Source organism: Streptomyces sp. NPDC048171 (genome assembly GCF_043202655.1).
Taxonomy (GTDB): Bacteria; Actinomycetota; Actinomycetes; order Streptomycetales; family Streptomycetaceae; genus Streptomyces.
The window spans coordinates 15522-33583 of sequence record NZ_JBIDAU010000018.1 but is presented as its reverse complement, the minus strand read 5'-3'; the positions used below and the strand labels follow the sequence as shown (position 1 = coordinate 33583).

Below are 18062 nucleotides of genomic sequence, written 5' to 3'. Positions count from 1 at the left end.
CTTGTCGGGGGAACGGTCAGTGGCTGCGGTACGCCGACCGGGCTGCGGCGAGGGGGCGGGCCGGAGCTGTGACGGGGAGGGCCGGGCGGCGGTGGGGTGCGCTCAGGCGGGCCTGGCGCAAGAACGCTTCGCCGTCGGTGAGCCAGGTCACGATCGCTGGCCACGCGCGTGCTCGGCGCTCCTGATCCGGTACAGCACCACCGTGGACGATCTCGTCGAGCAGGGTTTCGACGTCGATCACGGCGTCGGCCAGACGGGAGAGGGCTGCGGCGTCGTCGGGCCACGGGCTGTCCGCGGGCCGGCACCGGTCGAGCAGCGTCGGGGCGTGGTCGACGACGGTCAGGAAACGGCGCCAGGCGTGGTCGAGGAACAGCTCCGTCGCAGCGCCGAGGGCGGCAGCGCTCAGCGGGGTGGCGTCGCTGTAGCGGCCGGAGGCGTTCACGGCCTGCCAGGTGTCGTGCTCGAAGCGGACGTCCCCGAGCACGGCGGCGATGGCCGCCGTCTGGCGGACATGGACGGCCTGCTCGTAGGCGGGAAGGTACCGGTCGGTGAGGGCCTGGGCAGCCCGCCCGGGAAACGGCGACAGGACGATGCTGCGCGGAGCGTGGGGATCGCCGTAGCCTCTTTCGAGCCCCTCCGGCGAGAAGGCTCCCACCAGGTAGTCGAGTTGACGGCCGGGCCGCTCGATGAACAACAGCGTGGTGCCCTGCACCGCGTCGGTGAGGACCGCGGCGTAAGGGATCCGCTCGCTCTGGACGGCGCGGCCGAGTTCGCCGCTGTCCCAGATCCACGGGACCAGGTCCTCCTGCCAGGCAGGGTGCGCATAGACCTCGACCGAGGCGTGCCACTGGCCGGGCAGCAGGCGCGCCAGGTCACGGGCGGCGTCGCCGATGAACCGGCGGCTGCTCGTGTGCACGCTGGCGCGGTGCCGCTTCGCGCACGCGACCAGATCGACCACGGTAATCCGGGTGCCGCCCGCGGGCAGGTGCCAGACCCCGTCGTCGTCCCGCTGGAAGCCGCTCTCCGCGAGGGCGGTGTGCGCCCACGGGTACTGCTCGCCCGAGGCGATGGCGACGATCCCGGACTCCCGGCTGTACGACAGGACGATCTGGGCCTCAGCCACGGTCTAGATCCTCGCCACCGCGCAGGGCGGCACGCAGGCTGCGGCCGTAGGCCCAGGCGTGCTCCCGGGCCGCCGCCTCCAACTGGTCGTATCCGGCCTGGGCTGTCATCTGCCCAGGGTGCTTGCGGTACCGGTACACGGGGACCGGCAGCAGGATCCCGGGTGCGAGCGCGGTGACGCCGAGGGCCGCGCAGTAGTCCTCGCCCTGGACAAGACCGCCCATCGGCGCGGCGCGCACGAGGTCGGTGCGGGCGAGGATCGTGGTCGGCCCGATGGGGATCGTGTCCGTCGGCGACTTCCAATACGTCCACACGTCGCCGGCCTCGTGCCGGCCGGGCGGAGTAGGGCAGCGCCACAGGCGGGTCGAGCCATCGGGGCGCTGGTCCTCGCTCCACCCTGCACACCAGCCCACCCCGGCGGATTCCAGGGTGTTCAGCCGCACGGACATGGCGTCATCGGTGAACTCATCGTCGTCATCGGCCCAGTTCACGTAGGGGGTGCGCACGTGGGTGAGGGCCAGGTTCCTGGCACAGGCGGCGCCGACCGGCCGGGGCAGGTTCACTGTGCGGATGCGGGAGTCCTGCGAGAGCGGGGCCGGTAGGCGTTCGGGTGTGGTGCCGTCGAGCGCGATCACGGCCTCCCACGGCACGGACTGCCGGGTGAGACTGGCGTGCATGGCGGTCAGGTAGTCGAGGCGGTCGTCGCGCAGGCGGGTGGCGATGACGACCGTAATCAGGGGAGAGGGCAGGGAAGTCTCCGGCAATGAAGGGCGGTGAGGGTCAGCGGCGGGCAGCCGTGCGCGGCCCGGCTGACGCTGCTCCGGCAGCGGGCCGCGGCGTGCGTGCGGCGGGCGAGGTGGTGGGCGTCCGGCGTGTGGTGATGGCGGGCCAGTCGGCCGGGTGGTCGCCGAAGGGGGTACTGGGGTCGGTGTCCCAGGCGACCAGGGGGCCCGTGCCGGTGTGAGCCATGCTGATCACTTCGATGCCCTGCGGATGCAAGATGTAGCCCCACGGCATGCCCAGTTCGACGGCGGTCTTGTCGGTGACCGTCATACGGACCGGGGGCGAGCCGTCCGGAGTGATCAGGTGATCGAGGGTCCGGCTGGGCCAGTGTTCGCCGCCGGTCAGCGCGGCCACGAGCGCGGGTGGGGCGTCGTCGAGGAGATCGGTGCCGAGTTCGTCCCAGCCGACGGCGATGTCGTCGATGAGGTGCTGGGACATGGCCTCGACGTCGCGCCCGAACTTGTACTGGTAGGCGGCCAGGAGGAGCGGGAGGTGGTGGCTGGGCACGCCGTCGAGCTGGACGTGGATGCCGCTGTACCCCGTGCCGAGGGTGGGGCGGGCGATGAAGGAGTGTGTGGACAGGGAGTTCTCCGGAACGAGCAAGGGGGGACGTGCGGCGGCCGTCGATGTGACGGGCGGGTGCGGCTACGCGCGGTGTGACCAGGAGGCGACCGGGGGGCCGGAGGCGTCGGTGCGGGCGCAGGTGTAGCCGATCAGGCGGGAGGGCTCGGCCTTCGCGGGGACGGTGGCGGCGTCGTTGCACACGAACGTGTACCGGATGGAGGTGCGGGGCACGTCGTGGAGCCAGGCCCGGTCACCCTTGCCGGGGTTGATCTGCAGGCCGGAGTGCGCGACGGCGTCGGTCTGGGTGTGCGTGTGGGAGAAGAGAACCAGCGCGCCGCCGCCTGCCGTCTTGAGGGCGTAGGCGTCCGTGAAGCGGTTGTCGGCTGCGTCGAAGACGCTGCTTCCCTTGTCGCCGAAACGGATTGCGGCATCGCTGTGGACCTTGACCTGCCGCTTGCTGGCCTCGGTCGGCGCGAACACCTTGCTTCCGGTGTTCGTGCCTCCGGTGGTGAAGTTGTCCAGCACGGCCGTACGCAGAACGTCGGCGTCGGCGGCCAGATGCTTGTTGCCGATGGCGGCGACGGCCGTCGCGTATCCCTCGCGGTCGAGGGCGACCTCGGGCAGCTTCTGGCTGTCCAGGTCGACGACGGAGACCATTTCCCAGCGCTTGTGCTGGGGCTGTTCGGTGAACACGGCCAGGCGGGAGGGGGGCTCGCCCATCTCGCTGGAGAGGGCGGCAGCGAACCAGCGGTCCTGCCCGGCAGCCAGGCGGGGGATGTACAGCTTGGCGCTGGCGAGGTCGTAGGACCACGCCTCGTACGGCTCGCGGTCCTTGGCGGGAAGCCCTTCGGTCTCGGTGTAGTCCGAGACGGACATCGCGTACAGCGGTCCGTCCTCGACCGTGTCGAGCAGACGCCGGTCCCGGTCGGCGTTGGCCTCGTTGTTGACCTTGGAATAGCGGGTGATGACGTCGCGGGCCTGGGCGGCGGTGAGAGCGGGCGCGGGCTTGGGGGCGGTGCTGGCGGTGGGCGTCTGCCGGGCCTGGGCGGGGCCGTCTTCGCCGGAGCATCCGGTGAGGGCCAGGGTGAGGCAGGCGGCGCCGGTGATCAGCGGCAGGGTACGGCGGGCGGTGCGGATGGAGTCTCCAAGGGGTCGCAGGGGGAAGGAATCAGGGCGTGCGTCTGGCCGGTGGGGCGGCTTTCGGCGATGCCGGCGGGAGGACCCGTGGCGGGAGGGGCGACGCGTTGGCCGGGACGGAGGGCAGTCGTGGTGCCGGTGCTAGCGGAGTGAGGGCCCGCATGCGGTCCTCGGCCACGTGCAGGACCTCGGAGAGGTTGCGGACCTCGGCAGCGGCGTCGGCGAGGTCGTAGGAGAGGTCGAAGCCGTCGTCCTCCTCGGCCTCCTTGGCCTTCTCCCCGGCTGCTTCGAAGAACTCGCCGAGCTGCGCCAGCAGGCCCTCGGTGGGTTCCAGGATCTGGTGCAGCAGGGCAGCGGCAGCCGCATGCGACTCGGCTGCGTTGAGGCGGTCGGTCAGATCGCGCAGCGCGTCGCCGTAGACGTAGCGGGGTCCGCGCTGTGGTGTGGCGGGGGCATCCCGGGCCTCGGGCGGGGCTGGGGACACTTGTGGACCCTCGTGGGGAAGAGAGGGGTGTGGTAGCAGCCCGAGCTGGGCGAGGCGGTGGTCGATCGCCTCGATCAGGGGTTGGGTGCTGCCGCCGTGACGGGCTTCAGGCCGATGGGGAGCACTGGGGTTGTCGGGGGGAAGTGAGTCGTAGATGACCTCGAACAGCGTCTCGTCGTCCGGGTCCTCGCGGGTCGCGATCCAGCCCTCGGGGTCTCCGGGGCGGCGGTCGGAGGGCGGATCCTGCGGCGGGCTGATGATCAGGTAGCTGTCGTCGGGGAGTGAGACGCGCACGATGTAGGCGCTGAGGCCGAATTCGATGTCGCACGGGAGTCCGCGTGTCCGTAGCGGGGTGGTGATGTGCGTGTGGCGACGCCACAGTTCCTGCCACCATCGCGTCTTCACGTTTTGATGGTCGGGGAGCGGCGCGAGCGGGGGAGTGCGGGCGTCTGAGGGGTTCGGCTCGTCAGCGGCCACGGCTCCTCCTCCGGGATGCCGGCTGGTGCCGTGGAGTCGGTTTGCGAGCGAGGTCGGTCTCCGGCCCTGGCACCTGATCGCGGTCGACTGCGCAGTCGTCGCAGGCGGCGCTCAGGTCGTGTTCCTTCTTGGCTTCGCGGTCGGCGAGCTGAGCGGTGAGGGCGTCGAGTTCGGCTTGGCTGCGTTGGGCTTCGGCCCATTCGGTGGCGTTCACGTGCAGGGGGTGTGGCAAAGGGACTCCGGGTGTGGGTGGACGGGGGCGTTCGCAGCGGGGCCGGGCCTTGGGAGGCGGTTGGAGCTGGGAGCTACCGCCGGGGCCCGGTGCCGGGAGACGGTGGCGAGGGCGGCAGGCTCGCGGTAGTCCCCTGCTGGGGGTTGGTCGGCGGCGCGGGGGTGGGGGACGGGTCGTAGGTGGCACGCAGCCTGTTCATGCCGGCCTCGTCGGCGAGGGCCAGGACCGACAGCGCCCGGCTGGCCGCTGTCATCAGCAGGTTCGAGGGCGATCCCTTGGCCGCGCCGCGGCTCTCCTGCTTCCACCGGGCAGCGGCGACGAGGTAGTCGCTCAGGGCACGCAGTGCGGGTTCGGCGGCGTCCAGGACGTGATCGGTGACCGCGTCGATCTCCGCCGGGCTCTGGGCTGCGGCGAGGGCATCCAGGTAGAGGGTGAGGTCGGGCGCCGGCCAGGGCTGGTCGGGCAGGGGGTGGGCGGCGCGGAAGGGCTGTGCGTCGCGTCGTGCCCACCGCTTCAGGTCGCCACGGGTGGCGAGGTTGTAACGGGCGGCGTGAATTTGGTCGGCGTCGCGGCCGACGTTGTCGTACAGGTCGAAGTCGGGGTCGCGCGAGGTGATGCGGAAGTCCTTCGGGGCTTGCAGTGGCGGGCTGTGAGCGTCTTGGTTATCGGCGAGTGCGGCGAGCAGCTGTGGATGGTGCGGGCGTGGCGCGTGGAGGGGGAGTGGCGGTGGGCTTGTCCGCCGTTACCTGGCGGTAGGTGGTGATGGCTTCCCCGAGGCGGTCGACTGCGTCAGCCCGACGTGCGGCGAGGATGTCGATCTGCGTGGCGGAGTGCTGCAGGACACCCAGGGAGTTGATCGATGTGGTGCCGGCGACGGCGCGTGTCAGGGTGGTGGCTGCCTGCTGGGCGGCATCGGTGAATTGCCGGTGCACGTCGTCCAGGTGACGTGCGGCTCTGGTCACGAGGAATGCCAGCGCCAGCTCGGTGCCCTCGTGGAGGAACCGGAGTTCTGACGGCGACTTACCGAGGGCTTGCTGCACCATCTGGGAGCCGGGTGCAGCGGAAGGCTGGGTGGCGGAGGTATCCATCAGGGTGAGTGGTCCGAACAGTTGAAGGCAATTGCTAAGGAGACGGCAGGGTCGGGTGGGCCACGCGACTGGAAGGCCGGAGCCGGTCACGTCGTGTCGGAGTCGAAGCCGAGGTCGTCGAAGGCGCGCTGCCGGTAGCCGAAGACGGTCTCTTCGAGCGGGGCGAGCCGCTTGCAGTGGGGGTTTTCCCGGTAGGCGTCGATTCGGCTGCTGACGTATTCCTGTTTGTGTGCTTCGGCCGTGGCGGTTTGGACGAAGTTGCGTGAGGAGATGCGGCCCCATTCGGTCATGTCGGTGGGGGTGCTGTCTTTCATCCACACCCAGATGCCGTTGCCGAGCTTCATGATGCTCTTGGGGTGATACATCCCGTTGGGCGTGCGGTTTCGGCGCGGGCTGTGGCGTTCTCCGAGGTCTCGCATCATGGCCTGGCCGGCCTTCTTGATGACCAGGCCGAGCAGTTCCTTGCGCGGAGCAAGCCGCTCGCAGAGCGCGTCGAGAAGCTCGTCTTGGTGAATGCGGCCGGTGTCGGTGGTGACCTGCCGGGCGGCTTCCAGCGCGATCTTCCGGAGAACAGGGTCGGAGGTGAAGTTCACGGAAGGTTGCGCTCCTTCCACACCGAAGCAATCTCGGCCAGTGCCGTGGTCGCATGCTCGATGACCTCTTGGGTCACGGTCCGGCCGGGCGGCGCGAACTCGGGGTCGTACAGGGCGAACGTGCGACTGCCCCGGGCCTGGGCGAGCGAGGGCAGGACCTCGCACAGCAGCTGCGTGGCGACCCGCCGCTGCCGTATCTCCTCCTCCTGCCGGGCCCTGCGCTCCGCCCAGGCGCCCTGCAGAGTCAGTTCCCCTTCCTGCACGCGGGCGGCGAGGGCCGGGTCCTCGGCGCGGAGCTTGGCCAGCTGGGCCTCCGCAGAGGCGGTCTGCGCCTTCTTCTGCCGGGCGGTTTCGTACGCGCGGTCCAACCCGACGGCTCCGCTGATCACAGAGTCGACGAGTTCCGGGGCGTACTGCCAGACCACATTCGCCCGTCCGATGACGGCGCGTGCGACTCCGAGCTGCTCCTCGATGTCTCGAACGGTGTGTCCCGAGTCGGGACAAGCATCCTGTCCCGACTCGGGACGGGCCTCTTGTCCCGAGTCGGGACAGGAGTAGCCGAGGTTCGCGCGGGCTTTGACGGTGATCATCGCGCAGATTCCCTTGGAGAAGCTGCGGCGCTTGAGGTTGACGGACAGGCTGTAGGTGTCGGTGCCGGCACCGTCGTAGGTGACGAAGGCCGGCTCGATGTGCAGGCGCTCGCAGGCCGCCAGCCGGCCGCGGCCGTCGAGGATCCGTCCTGAGCGGTCCAGAACGATGGGCTGGAGAAGTCCGTTCTCCTGGATGTCGTGCATGAGGACGGCAAGGTCGTCCTCGTCCAGCGGCGGGATCAAGACGTTGGTGGGATGGGATTCGATGACGGGTCTCCGTGTAGTGGGTTAAGTACGTGAGGGTTCGCGAATCGGTGCTGTCCGCCAGTCCGTGTGTTCCGCCCCCTGGACGCTTCAGAAATGGCGAACCCGCGGGCTTATCAGTGCATGCGGGCGTCGGTGTCGAAGAGCGCCAGTTCGTAACTGTGCAGGAGGTGCTGCACGATGAAGGATCGGCCGGCGACCTTCCACAGGCCGCGCCCTCGGTTGAGGTGGGCGATGGCGTCCATCTCGACGGAGGTCAGGCCGAGCAGGGAGGCCGCGGCGTGGAGCTGGTCGGTCTCCTGGCGGTAGATGATCCGGGTGGAGCAGTCCGCCAGGAGGCCCTCGGCCAGGGCGCGGCCCTGTGATCCGGCGTCGCCGGCGGTGAGCAGGTCGGACAGCCGGTGGATCACCATCAGGTTCGCGATGCCCAGGCCGCGGGAGAGTTTCCACTGGGCCTGCATGCGCTGCAGAAGGCCGACGTGCCGCATCAGGCGCCATGCCTCGTCGTAGACGATCCAGCGCCGGCCGCCGCCGGGGTCGGAGAGGGCGGATTCCATCCAGGCGGACGCGCAGGTCATGGCGAGGACGAGGGCGGTGTCGTCCCCGGAGCCGCCGAGGCGGGACAGGTCGATGGTGAGCATCGGCGCGTTCGGATCGAAGGCGACGGTGGAGGGGGCGTCGAACATGCCGGCCAGGTCGCCGTGGACCAGGCGCCGCATGGCGTGGGCCAGGTCGCGGGCTGCGTCGCCGAGTTGGCCCGACATCATCCCGGCGGCCTCGTCGAGCGTGTGAGGGTTGTTGAGGGTGGCGGCGATGTCGCCGAGGAGCGGGGTGTGGTGGGCGTCGGCGGCTCGGGTGACGACGGCGTCGAGGGCGACGTCCAGGGCGGTGTGCTCCATGGGCATCAGGTCCCGGCCCAGGACGGTCCGGGCGAGGGAGCCGAGCAGGAGCAGGCGCCGCTTGCGGATCTCGCCGACCCAGTCGGCCTCGGCCACGCTGTCCGGGCGCGGGGCGGCGTCCAGGGGGTTCAGGCGTCCGGGCAGTCCGGGCCCGAGGGCGACGGACCGGCCGCCGAGGGCTTCGGCCACTGGCGTCCACTCGCCTTTCGGGTCGCACGGGACGTAGACGCGGTATCCGAAGGCGACCGACCGCAGCGCGAAGGACTTGGCCAGTGCGCTCTTGCCCTGGCCGATCACCCCGGCGAGCAGCAGGTTTGGGTTGGTGAAGCCCTCGACGCGACCGTACAGGGCGAACGGGTCGAAGACGAAGGATGCTTCGGCGTGGACGTCGCGGCCGATGTAGATGCCTTCGGCGCCGAGTCCGCCTTCGGCGAGGAAGGGATAGGCGCCGGCCGCGACGGCGGTGGTCATGCGGTGGGCGGGAAGTCTCAGCCGGTTCCCGCGGGCGGAGGCGGGCCCGGGGCGTCCGCTCGGTGAGTAGAGCGGGGCGGGCATCTCCTGCTCAGTGTGGGTGCTTTCGCTCTGGTGGGAGCTGGCTTCCGCGCGGGCCTTGGCGGCGGCCTCGGCGAGCTGGCGGCGGGCGGCCTTGCGGCTGGCGCGGTCGGCGCCGTGGGGAGTGAACAGCGGGCTGGCGGACGCGCGGCGGGCGCGACGGGCGGGCCGGTGGCTCATCGGTGGCCCTCGATTCTGCGGGTGGTGTTCATCGCACGCAGGCCGTGGTTGGCGGGCGGAGGTCGGTGGGGGTGGTTTTGCGGCGGACGACGTGTCCGGCGGCGAGGTGGCGTTGGCAGATCGTCAGCACGGGCGGGCCCTCGGGAAGCCGCTCTGGGTGGCAGCCGCTGGTCTCGGCGTCAGCCTGGGGGGTCCCGGGCAGCAGGTGGAAGGCGGCGTGGACTTCGGTGGTGGCTTGCCAGAGCCTGGTGTGGGCGGTGGCCAGGTGACGTCCGGCGGCCGGATTCGGGGGCCGGGTGTGGTCCGCGAGCCGGTCCAGGAGGCGGAGTAGAGCGGTGAGGTGGGCGTGCAGTACGTCGAGGTGCGGACGGTCCACGGGCTTGGGCGGGTCTGCGTCCGACGGCGCCAGGGCTCGTGTGTGGTGGCGGATGCCGGCGCTCGCGGCGCGGAGGTAGGGGTGCGCGTCGTCGGGGCGCGGGGGAGAGGTCAAGGGTGGTGGTCCTTCCTGCCGGTCGGCAGGGTGGTGAGGGGCGTCCCGCCGCGGGTGATCCGGAGTCCAGTGGGCCAGGGCGCATGCGGGCGCGGCTGGTTCATAGGGCGGTGCGGGCGAGTGGGAGCGCGGAGAGGGCGAAGGCGTCCGGCTGCTGGTAGTTGAGTCTGCGGAGATCGACTCCGGAGGTGACGGCCTGGGTCTCGATCTGTGCGCAGGCGGCGTCCAGGAGGGCGTCGGTCTCGGCGGTGACGGTGACCAGGCCGGTCAGGGCCACGTCCGCGTGCCCGGCGATGAGCTGGCGTTCGCGGGTCTTGACGTCGGCGTACTCGACGGAATCCTCTTCGGAGTCGACCTGCCCGCGGCGGGCGCGCTCGTTGGCGTCGGCGATGATCGCGGCCTTCTTGCGCTGGACGTCCCGCAGCGCCGACTCGAGCCCCTGCGGCACGTAGATGAGGGAGAGACTGCGGCGCACGCCGGCCGTGAACATGATCCCGTGCAGGAACCCCGCCCCCATCTCGGTGCGCGGCCAGTTCTCCACCCAATAGGTCGCGTGCCGGGCGCTGTCGGTGGCGAGGCGGTCGTACTCCTCGAACTGCACGACGGGACCGGCGGCTGCAGGGTCGGCCTCGGCACGGCCGGACTCGGACCACTGCTGGAGCGCGGCGAGCGCCTTGGGGTCGTAGGCGGTGCGGATGACGGCGGCGATCTCCCGCGCGCTCAGCCAGCCGGTGATCATCAGGCCGGCGTTGCGGGCGGCCTGGGCGATGGAAGCGGTGGTCTGCTGCATGACGGTGAACGCCCCGGGCAGCCCTCCGCCGGCCTGGTTGATCAGGCGCCGGGCGGCCTTGAGGTCGAGGGAGATGGCGAGGTAGGTCTCGTGCGGTGCGGCGGCCGGGCCGGCTGAGGCGACCAGTTCGGAGTAGACCTGTCCGGCGACGGGGGCCTGGGGCTGCCCGTTCTGGGTCCAGTGGCGGGTGAGCGTGTCACCGCTGTCGGGCACGGTGCGCTCCAGCACCTGCACGGTGGCGACGTGCCCGGTACGGGCGATACCCGCCAGCGCTCGCCCCCAGCTGCTCACGTTGTGGTTCTGGGTGGCCGGGTCGAGGAGGGCGAAAGCACGGCTGCTGACGCGGGCGATGGCGGTCAGGGTCTGCTGGTGCGGGTCGTGGACGGCCGCGGCTCCGTTGGCGGAATCGCCGGGGGTGACGACCTTGAGGGAAGCGGCGGTGCCGGGCAGGTGGAGGACGCCGTCCTGCCGGGGCCGGGTGACGGGCCGGGCGAGCCAGAGCGTCTGGCCGGTACGGCGGCGGTGAGCGTACCGGGTGACGATCGGCGCCCAATCGATGAGGGATCGGCCGTGCCGGCGGACCGCGACCAGTGCACCGGATGCCGCCCATAGCGGTGCCAGGGCAACGGCGCCGAGCAGCCCGGTGGAGATCACCGTCATCAGCAGCAGGGCCAGCGTGCAGGAGACGAGGACGAGCTGGGGCAGGGAAAGGCCGAGGAGGATGCCGCGGCGGCTGCGGTGCGGGAACTTCACCGTGACCGGAGCGACAGAAAGATCAGTCATGGGGGCGGGTCCTGGAGGCGCGGGTGGAGTCCGGGGGCGGGAGGTGGCGTGCACGTCCCGCCCCCGGGCGTCGGGCAGGGGTCAGAGGCCAGTCGGGGGCGGCGGCGCCGACCCGCTCGACGCGGCATCCTGCGAGCCGGAGGACGGGGGTGCGCCCTGCGGAGGCGGTGTCGTCGTCGGCGGAGTGGCCTGCCACCCGCCGCCCTGGCCGGACCCGGCATTCGCGCCGGATCCGCCAGACCCTGGGGTGCCTCCCACCTGACCGCTGGTGTCGTCGGACACGCTGGTCGGCGCGGGCTGGACGGCCTTCTCCAGGCCGGCCTTGACGGCATCGCCGCCGGGCGAGCCTCCCGTACCACCGCCCTGCGAACCGTCCTTGCCTTCGCCGCCGCCGGTCGGGTTGGCGGCAACGTCACCGGGGAATCCGCCGTCGGGGCCCTGCGGCGCGGCATCACCCATGGCGGCAGCGCCACCTGCTCCGGCTGCGGCGCCACCGGTGCCGGCGGTGGCCGCGGCTGCTGCGGTCTTGCGTGCCGCATTCTCGGCGTGGGCCTTCGCGATCTGTGCTCCGGCACCGCCGGCACGGTGGATGGACTCGCCGTCGGTGCCGTCGGCCGCCCAGTGCACGAACTTGAAGACGCCGTACGGACACAGCAGCACCAGGGCCATGATCACGATGCCGGACATGACGTCGGCGAGGGCGGCGATGCCGTCCTTGGCCTCGGTCTTGCCCATCGCGGCAATGCCAAGCATGAAGATCACGGTCATCAGGAGCTTGGAGACGACGAGGGTGGCGGTGGCCTCGATCCAGCCCTTGCGCCAGCGCCGGGCGACCTCCCAGCCACCACCGGCGGACGCGAAGATCGCCAGGGTGACCATGACGAGGATGCCGACCTTGCGGACCATCATCACGCACCAGTACAGGAAGGCACCGACGGCAGCTCCGAGACCGGCGACGGCGGCGACGAGCCAGCCCAGGCCGCTCAGGCCCCCGATACCGTCGACCTTCACGGTGCGCCGCACGGCCGTCTCGATGTTCAGGTGGGCGGTCTTGAACAGGCCGTCGGAGACGGCGTCGACCACTTCGACGGCGACCGTGGTCAAAGCGATGGCGCAGAAAGCGAACAGGACGCCGGACATGGTGCCGGTGAATGCTTGGGCGAGGGCTTGTCCGTCGCGTCTGATGGCGGCCCGGACCAGTTGCGCGCAGAAGGTGGCGACCAGCAGGACCAGGCCCAGCGGCAGCAGCATTTCGTAGTTGTCGCGGAACCACCCGGCGTTCAGATCGACCTTGGTGGTGGTGTTGACGGCTTCGGCGGCCAGGTCGGCTGCTGCGGCTGCCAGTTCACCGGCGGACTTCGCCATCCAGTCACCGATGGCTTTGCCGGGGTTCGAGGCGAAATCCACTGCGTCGCCGACGGCGCACAGCTTGTCTGCCAGAGGGAAATCACAGAAACCCACGAGGAGTTACTCCTCCTTTCGTGTCTCAGGCGCGGGTCACTGCGTGACGCTCGGTGCGATGGCGGCCAGGGTGCAGTCGTGGTTCGGGCGGCACTGCACGGCGAGGGTCACAGCGCGGTCCTCGGCTCCGCCGCCGCCCTTCTTCCAGGAGATCTGCTGCTTGCCGTTGACGGTGACGACGTAGATGTACGCCTCGGTGATGGCGGAAGGGTCGTCGGCGAGGGCCTGTTTGAACGCGCCGGGGTAGTGGCCCTCGGTGATGTGGGCGGTGGCGTGCTGGTCCTGGTCGGTCATCCGTGACCACAGCACCGGGTCGGGGACCTGGCTGGCGACCGAGGCCCAGTCGGCGTACTTGGTCTCGGTGGTCATCCAGGCGCGCATGCCGGCGAGCTGCTGGTCGTGGCTGGTGTCGCGGGTGTCGTAGGACCACAGCATCTGGGCTGCCGCCTTGGCGTAGGCGACCGGTTCGGCGACCTGCGGAGGCCCCGGCACCGATCCGGATCCGGAGGACGGCTTCGGGGCGGCCTCGGGGGAGGACGGGCTGCCAGCTGGGGCGGGCGCGGCACTGTCCGGGGCCTGGTGGCCGTTGCCGCCGCCGGTCAGCAGGGCGACGATCACGGCGAGACCGAGCAGGCCGGCGACGGCGGCAGCGACGATCGCGATGCGCCGGTTGGCCGACCAGCTAGCGCCGTACGAGGACAGGGAAAAGGAAGGGAAGCCGTTTCGCATCAGTGGACCTGCGAGCCTAGGCCGGAGAAGAAGGCGACGATGCCGTTGGCGGCGCCGAGGCCGAGGGCTGCGCCCGCGGCTACGACGGCGCCCTTCTTTCCGTTGGCCTCGGCCTGGTGGCCACCGGTGTGGTGGCCCCAGGCCCAGACGCCGAGCGAGACGGCGAGGGCGCCGACGACGGCGATGATCCCGAACATGTTGATGCTGTTGACCACGTTCTTCAGCACGGCGAGGCCGGGCAACCCGCCTCCCTTGGGTGAGATTCCTGGGTCGTAGGCGAGCTGGATGACGCGGTCTGCGAGAGGGACGGACATAGGTGTGGCGGGCTCCTTGCATACGCGGGCCCGGCGAGGGCCGGCGGAAAGGTGAAACCGGAGGGGGGAAGCGAGTGGATGTGGCCGAGGCGCCGGGCCCGCCCTGGCTGCTGCCGAGCGGGGCGGTGTCAGAGGACGCGGCGGGCGGCGAGGATGTCCCAGTCCTTGATCGGGGTGATCCGCACCGGCTTGGTGGTGCGCGGTGCCTCGATGACGAGGCCCTCGCCCATGTACATGCCGACGTGCTCGGGCTGTGCGGCGGTGCCGCGGCTGAAGACCAGGTCGCCGGGCTTGAGGTCCGCGGGCGAGACCGCCTTGCCTTCGCCCACCTGCGTGTACGTGGTGCGGGTGAGCGTGATGCCGGCATGGGCGTACGCCTGCTGCATCAGGCTGGAGCAGTCGCAGCGGCCCATGGGGTCGGGGCCGTGTGCGTCGGTGCAGGATCCGCCCCACTGGTAGAGCGTGCCGAGCTGGTGCATCGCCCATTCGATGGCCTTACGGGCCCTCGGGTCGGCGTCCTTGGGGATGGAGTAGCCCTTGGGGACGCTCCCTTCGGGGATGCGGCCGAAGCCGGAACCGTCCTGGCCCGGCGTGCAGCTGGTCGTGCCGGTCGACGGCTTCTCGCCCTGGTTCGTGTCCTGGTCGTCCGCGGCATCGCCAGCGCCGGGGAAGGTCTTGGCGATGGCGCTCTGCAGCGCGGTGGCCAGGCTTTCCCATTGCGCGTACGCGTCCGGCAGGCCGGATTTCTGCACGGTTTGGGCGTCCTGGGTCACGGTCATCTGCTGCCAGCCGTCCACCTTGAGCAAGTGCTTGTAGAACTGCTCGGAGGCGTAGACCGGATCGCGGATCTGCTGGGCGCTGCCCCAGCCCTGGGAAGGGCGCTGCTGGAAGAGACTGAGGGAGTCGCGGTCGCCGGAGCCCAGGTTGCGCAGGCGGCTCTCCTGCATCGCCGTGGCGAGCGCGATGATCTGTCCCTTCTTGGGGACGTCGAGGGAGAGGCCGGTGGCCACGATCGTCGCCGCGTTGGGGACCTGCTCGGCGGGCAGGTCCAGGCCCTCGACGTGCACGTCTTTGCCGGAGGCGCCGTCGAGGATCTTGGTGACCTGTTCGGCGATCTTGTCGCTGTCGATGTCGCTCAGGCAGCTGCTGAAGGAGCTGTTGCTCTGCACGGCGTCGGCGGAGGAGGCGAGCATCATGCCGGTGCCGGCGAGCAGGATCGGGGAGAGGAAGACGACGCCGATGCCGGCGGCGAGCCCCTTCAACCTGAGCGGACCGCTCGCCGGTCAGCGGTTTCGGGCCTGGGTGGGTAGCGAGACGTCATGAACGGCTCCTTGAGGGGTGCGGTGTCCGGCGTGCTGCGGGCGCGAGGCGTGGTGGAAGGGCGCGGCGGCCGGGGTGGGCGATCGGAGGCGGGCCGGTGGGGGCGAGTTGCCGCTCGCTCCGTGTGTGGCCGTGCCGTGAGCTAGGTATGCCGGGGCAGGGGATACCTCCATGAGGTGTGGCAGGGGAGTAGCCAGCGGCGGTGTGCGCCGGGCGGTTCAAAAACAGTAGGCGCGAATCGGCGGTTGACCAAAAAGCTCGGCGGGAGGTGCCGGAAACCGGCACCTCAGCACGGCACTTCTTGGTCGTCGGCGGATTCGCCTCTACAGTTTTTGGACTCCCCCCTCGCCCTCCTCGCTCTGCGGCCCAGGGCTTTTGCATGCTCGCGTTCGGCCCGCGAGGACTCCTGTGCGAGGCGGGGTTTCCCTCCCGTGTTTCCGCACCCGAAATTGGGGTTACTCTTTGCCTTTTTCCCTGCACCAGGGCGACGCTCTGGCCGTTCTCTCCGGTCTCCCGGACGGCTGCGTCGACTCCGTCATCACCGACCCGCCGTACAACAGCGGAGGCCGGACCGCGAAGGAGCGCACCACCCGCTCCGCGAAGCAGAAGTACACCTCCGCAGACGCCAAGAACGACCTCGCCGACTTCACCGGCGAGAACATGGACCAGCGCTCCTACGGCTTCTGGTTGACGCAGATCATGACCGAGGCGCACCGGCTGACCAAGACCGGCGGGACCGCGCTGCTGTTCACCGACTGGCGCCAGCTCCCCACGACCACGGACGCGATCCAGGCGGCCGGGTGGCTGTGGCGGGGTGTGTTGGCCTGGCACAAGCCGCAGGCCAGGCCACAGAAGGGCCGGTTCACCCAGAACTGCGAATTCATCGTCTGGGCATCCAAGGGGGCGATCGACGGCTCCCGCAACCCCGTCTACCTGCCGGGTATGTACTCGGCTTCGCAGCCTTCAGGGGCAAAGCGCCAGCACATCACGCAGAAGCCGGTCGAGGTGATGCGCGAGCTGGTCAAGATCAGCCCCGAAGGCGGCACGGTCCTCGACTTCTGCGCGGGCTCCGGCTCCACGGGCGTCGCCGCCCTGCTGGAAGGCCGGGACTTCATCGGCGTGGAGAAGACCGAGCACTACGCGTCGATCGCGGCCGACCGGCTCACCGAGACGATCCGCGCAACCCTCACCAAGGACGACGTGGTTCTCGCAACCTGAGCCGCGTCCTCTCCTGCCGTGAATGCAACCGGCTCCTTGCATAGCCGTCGGCACTACGCCCCGGAGCGGACGCGCGATTTCGCTGTCCGGTCCGTGCAAGGACGCTTTCGCCTGTCTCAATCCCGTGTCTCGTAGGAGGCCGAACTTTCAATGTCCGAATCCGCTAAGCCGTCTGACGCTGGAGAGTTGGAGCCGGTTCGTATTCCGGATCCGCAGTTGGAGGGAATCGAGGCGAGCGTGCGGCGGCTCATGGAGCAGTCGGCGCAGCAGGCTCAGCAGCTCGACCACCTCGCGTCCGCGCCGGCACCGAGTGCCTCCGCCTTCGCCGCGTTCGGCATGCCGGGCCTCGGCGGACCGCCGGCGCCCGCTCCGCCCGAGCCCCGCCCGATCCTGGAACTCGACGGGGAGGAACGGGAAGACGAACTCGACGCCCTGTCCGACTGGGTCGACGACTTCTTCCTCCCGGTTTACGGGGCCGAGGTCACCACCGCGGCGCCCTGGTGCCTGCAGTGGCAGGAACACGACGACGTCGTGGCCTGGCTCCATGCCCTGTGGCTCGCCTACCAGCAGCACAAGGACCCCGAAGCCGGATTGAGCGGCCTGTTCGTGTGGCACCGGGACTTCCTCACCCACGCCGTTGCCGCGATCCGCGCGCCGGGCGGACCGCTGTCGGCCTGCATGACCTCTCCCGACCGGCCCGCGCACCGTCTTCTGCCCGGCCCTCCGCCGTCCCTGCGCACGGAGACGACGGCCACGGAGGAAGCCGCCGAGCCGGACGAGCCGACGTCATGACCGCGGGAGCGGGAGAGTCCGCCTTCGGGCTGAGCTTCGACCCTCGCGCGCTCACCGATCTCCTTCAGGCCCCCAGCGATATCCGGGACCTCACCCTCGCCTACCTGCAAGAAGTGGTGAACGCGCAGCGCTTCGGACAGCGCCTCGACGGTGACCTGGAGGGATTCCGGAAGCTGTTCGTGGACCGCCGCAAGGACTGGCGCGTCGTCTACGGCGTCCGACCGGCGCCTGCGGAATCCACCCACCACAAGGAGATCCACGTCGTCGCGATCCGGCCGCGTGCGGGCAACGACGTCTACGACGAGGTCGGCCGCCGCCTGGGGATGACCCGCCGGCCGCTGAGCGCTCGGACGCACGCGGCCCGCTCGCGTTCCCCGCAGCTGACCACCCGTCCTCCCGTGCCACGGCCGGGTCCGCCGCCTACCGGACTGCCGGGTCTGCCCCGTCCCGCACTCAACCCCGCGCACCATCCCACCCGCTGAACGCACGGAGCATCGCCTATGCCCCCTCAACCCGCGCCGACACCCACCCGGCGTGCGGTCACGCAGCTCGACCACCGCCTCGAAGCGGTAACCGGCCACGACATCGACACTCTGTGGGCCTACCGCGACCGCGGCGTCCTCGACGAACCGCACGCCCAGCTGGTCGACCGGCACCGCACGCTGGCCAACGCCCAGATCGGCGTCACCTTCTACCTCAAACTGCTCAACCGGCTCACAAGCGGTGAGTTCCCTGTCGACGGCGCCCTCTTCGTACGCATCGACCGCACCGCGGACCAGCTGGAGGAAGCCGCCGACGCGCGCGACGCCGCCGCCCAAAAGGTGCTTGCCGCCCTTGAGCCCATCGAGGCCGGCGCCGCAGCATCGACGCCCGACGGAGGACGGCTCTCGACCGACGACCAGGCGGCACTGCTTGCCATCGCCGGCGGTGCCAAGCTCCACGAACACCTCCTGACAGGCCGACTGTCCGTGACCGCCTCCTCCGGCACCCGCATCCCCTATCCCCAGATGCAGCAGCTGGAACACGCCGGCCTGATCGTCCGGGACACCAGCCACCCTGTGCACGCGGGCCAGCCCGTCTCCCTCACCGACGCCGGACGAGCCGCCCTGCTCGATGCCCGCCGGACGCCCACGACGCATGCGCCGACGAGCCCGGCACGCCCCGGCGCCTCGCCGTCCACCCCCGCGAAGCGGCGCTGAA

Annotated in this window: 21 protein-coding genes; 4 read left to right on the top strand and 17 right to left on the bottom strand. The window is 70.6% G+C overall.

Annotated features, from left to right (window positions below):
* Nucleotides 1-16: 16 nt before the first annotated feature.
* The 17 genes from ACGF3J_RS36125 to ACGF3J_RS36045 all read right to left on the bottom strand — a co-directional run bounded on the left by ACGF3J_RS36125 (nucleotide 17) and on the right by ACGF3J_RS36045 (nucleotide 14794).
* Nucleotides 17-1123: a hypothetical protein gene (locus ACGF3J_RS36125; protein WP_393855744.1), complete on the bottom strand. Its 1107-nt coding sequence runs from the start codon at nucleotides 1121-1123 to the stop codon at nucleotides 17-19.
* Nucleotides 1116-1859: a glycosyltransferase family 2 protein gene (locus ACGF3J_RS36120; RefSeq protein ID WP_393855808.1), complete on the bottom strand. Its 744-nt coding sequence runs from the start codon at nucleotides 1857-1859 to the stop codon at nucleotides 1116-1118. The genes ACGF3J_RS36125 and ACGF3J_RS36120 overlap by 8 nt, the downstream gene beginning before the upstream one ends.
* A gap of 43 nt (nucleotides 1860-1902) precedes the next feature.
* Nucleotides 1903-2412, bottom strand: coding sequence for a hypothetical protein (locus tag ACGF3J_RS36115; protein WP_362334606.1), 510 nt, complete (start codon nucleotides 2410-2412; stop codon nucleotides 1903-1905).
* Nucleotides 2413-2550: 138 nt separating this feature from the next.
* The gene (locus tag ACGF3J_RS36110; RefSeq protein ID WP_393855743.1) at nucleotides 2551-3345 is read right to left on the bottom strand and encodes a hypothetical protein; all 795 of its coding nucleotides are present in this window, start codon (nucleotides 3343-3345) and stop codon (nucleotides 2551-2553) included.
* A gap of 292 nt (nucleotides 3346-3637) precedes the next feature.
* Nucleotides 3638-4567 (bottom strand): hypothetical protein, encoded by a 930-nt coding sequence (locus ACGF3J_RS36105; RefSeq protein WP_393855742.1) that lies wholly within the window; start codon nucleotides 4565-4567, stop codon nucleotides 3638-3640.
* Nucleotides 4557-4781: a hypothetical protein gene (locus ACGF3J_RS36100; RefSeq protein WP_393855741.1), complete on the bottom strand. Its 225-nt coding sequence runs from the start codon at nucleotides 4779-4781 to the stop codon at nucleotides 4557-4559. Before ACGF3J_RS36100 ends, ACGF3J_RS36105 begins: the two co-directional genes overlap by 11 nt.
* A 91-nt stretch (nucleotides 4782-4872) precedes the next feature.
* A complete protein-coding gene (locus tag ACGF3J_RS36095; protein ID WP_234319903.1) occupies nucleotides 4873-5052 on the bottom strand; it encodes a hypothetical protein in 180 nt (59 codons plus the stop codon).
* A gap of 409 nt (nucleotides 5053-5461) precedes the next feature.
* Nucleotides 5462-5887 (bottom strand): hypothetical protein, encoded by a 426-nt coding sequence (locus ACGF3J_RS36090; RefSeq protein ID WP_393855740.1) that lies wholly within the window; start codon nucleotides 5885-5887, stop codon nucleotides 5462-5464.
* An 86-nt stretch (nucleotides 5888-5973) separates the two neighbouring features.
* A complete protein-coding gene (locus ACGF3J_RS36085; RefSeq protein ID WP_393855739.1) occupies nucleotides 5974-6480 on the bottom strand; it encodes a hypothetical protein in 507 nt (168 codons plus the stop codon).
* The gene (locus ACGF3J_RS36080) at nucleotides 6477-7313 is read right to left on the bottom strand and encodes a ParB N-terminal domain-containing protein (RefSeq protein WP_393855738.1); all 837 of its coding nucleotides are present in this window, start codon (nucleotides 7311-7313) and stop codon (nucleotides 6477-6479) included. The genes ACGF3J_RS36085 and ACGF3J_RS36080 overlap by 4 nt, the downstream gene beginning before the upstream one ends.
* A gap of 137 nt (nucleotides 7314-7450) precedes the next feature.
* Nucleotides 7451-8965, bottom strand: coding sequence for a VirB4 family type IV secretion system protein (locus tag ACGF3J_RS36075; RefSeq protein ID WP_393855737.1), 1515 nt, complete (start codon nucleotides 8963-8965; stop codon nucleotides 7451-7453).
* Nucleotides 8966-8993: 28 nt separating this feature from the next.
* Nucleotides 8994-9455, bottom strand: coding sequence for a DUF6238 family protein (locus ACGF3J_RS36070; RefSeq protein ID WP_393855736.1), 462 nt, complete (start codon nucleotides 9453-9455; stop codon nucleotides 8994-8996).
* A gap of 100 nt (nucleotides 9456-9555) precedes the next feature.
* Nucleotides 9556-11028, bottom strand: a complete 1473-nt coding sequence (locus ACGF3J_RS36065) for an SCO6880 family protein (protein ID WP_393855735.1) — start codon at nucleotides 11026-11028, stop codon at nucleotides 9556-9558.
* An 81-nt stretch (nucleotides 11029-11109) separates the two neighbouring features.
* A complete protein-coding gene (locus ACGF3J_RS36060) occupies nucleotides 11110-12489 on the bottom strand; it encodes an ATP-binding protein (protein ID WP_393855734.1) in 1380 nt (459 codons plus the stop codon).
* A gap of 36 nt (nucleotides 12490-12525) precedes the next feature.
* Complete coding sequence (locus ACGF3J_RS36055; RefSeq protein WP_031185631.1) at nucleotides 12526-13218, bottom strand: hypothetical protein; 693 nt, start codon at nucleotides 13216-13218, stop codon at nucleotides 12526-12528.
* Nucleotides 13218-13532 (bottom strand): DUF6112 family protein, encoded by a 315-nt coding sequence (locus ACGF3J_RS36050; RefSeq protein ID WP_052836973.1) that lies wholly within the window; start codon nucleotides 13530-13532, stop codon nucleotides 13218-13220. The genes ACGF3J_RS36055 and ACGF3J_RS36050 overlap by 1 nt, the downstream gene beginning before the upstream one ends.
* 128 nt (nucleotides 13533-13660) lie before the next feature.
* Nucleotides 13661-14794, bottom strand: coding sequence for a C40 family peptidase (locus tag ACGF3J_RS36045; protein ID WP_393855733.1), 1134 nt, complete (start codon nucleotides 14792-14794; stop codon nucleotides 13661-13663).
* 520 nt (nucleotides 14795-15314) lie between these two features.
* Here ACGF3J_RS36045 and ACGF3J_RS36040 point away from each other — a divergent pair.
* The 4 genes from ACGF3J_RS36040 (at nucleotide 15315) to ACGF3J_RS36025 (ending at nucleotide 18061) form a co-directional block, all read left to right on the top strand.
* Nucleotides 15315-16070 carry a DNA-methyltransferase gene (locus tag ACGF3J_RS36040; protein WP_393855732.1) on the top strand — a complete coding sequence of 252 codons (756 nt, stop codon included), beginning with the start codon at nucleotides 15315-15317 and terminating at the stop codon, nucleotides 16068-16070.
* A 249-nt stretch (nucleotides 16071-16319) separates the two neighbouring features.
* On the top strand, nucleotides 16320-16862 hold the full coding sequence (locus ACGF3J_RS36035; RefSeq protein ID WP_393855807.1) for a DUF4913 domain-containing protein: 543 nt from the start codon (nucleotides 16320-16322) through the stop codon (nucleotides 16860-16862).
* Nucleotides 16859-17344, top strand: a complete 486-nt coding sequence (locus ACGF3J_RS36030) for a hypothetical protein (RefSeq protein WP_393855731.1) — start codon at nucleotides 16859-16861, stop codon at nucleotides 17342-17344. Before ACGF3J_RS36035 ends, ACGF3J_RS36030 begins: the two co-directional genes overlap by 4 nt.
* Nucleotides 17345-17362: 18 nt before the next feature.
* Nucleotides 17363-18061, top strand: a complete 699-nt coding sequence (locus tag ACGF3J_RS36025; RefSeq protein WP_393855730.1) for a hypothetical protein — start codon at nucleotides 17363-17365, stop codon at nucleotides 18059-18061.
* The last annotated feature ends 1 nt before the right edge of the window (nucleotide 18062 follow it).

Excerpts from the sequence above, each read along its gene's own strand:
- ACGF3J_RS36110 (WP_393855743.1), bottom strand. The coding sequence starts at position 3,345 with ATGTCCGTCTCGGACTACACCGAGACCGAAGGGCTTCCCGCCAAGGAC.
- ACGF3J_RS36095 (WP_234319903.1), bottom strand. The coding sequence starts at position 5,052 with ATGACAGCGGCCAGCCGGGCGCTGTCGGTCCTGGCCCTCGCCGACGAG.
- ACGF3J_RS36090 (WP_393855740.1), bottom strand. The coding sequence starts at position 5,887 with ATGGATACCTCCGCCACCCAGCCTTCCGCTGCACCCGGCTCCCAGATG.
- ACGF3J_RS36075 (WP_393855737.1), bottom strand. The coding sequence starts at position 8,965 with ATGAGCCACCGGCCCGCCCGTCGCGCCCGCCGCGCGTCCGCCAGCCCG.
- ACGF3J_RS36065 (WP_393855735.1), bottom strand. The coding sequence starts at position 11,028 with ATGACTGATCTTTCTGTCGCTCCGGTCACGGTGAAGTTCCCGCACCGC.
- ACGF3J_RS36055 (WP_031185631.1), bottom strand. The coding sequence starts at position 13,218 with ATGCGAAACGGCTTCCCTTCCTTTTCCCTGTCCTCGTACGGCGCTAGC.
- ACGF3J_RS36050 (WP_052836973.1), bottom strand. The coding sequence starts at position 13,532 with ATGTCCGTCCCTCTCGCAGACCGCGTCATCCAGCTCGCCTACGACCCA.
- ACGF3J_RS36035 (WP_393855807.1), top strand. The coding sequence starts at position 16,320 with ATGGAGCAGTCGGCGCAGCAGGCTCAGCAGCTCGACCACCTCGCGTCC.
- ACGF3J_RS36030 (WP_393855731.1), top strand. The coding sequence starts at position 16,859 with ATGACCGCGGGAGCGGGAGAGTCCGCCTTCGGGCTGAGCTTCGACCCT.
- ACGF3J_RS36025 (WP_393855730.1), top strand. The coding sequence starts at position 17,363 with ATGCCCCCTCAACCCGCGCCGACACCCACCCGGCGTGCGGTCACGCAG.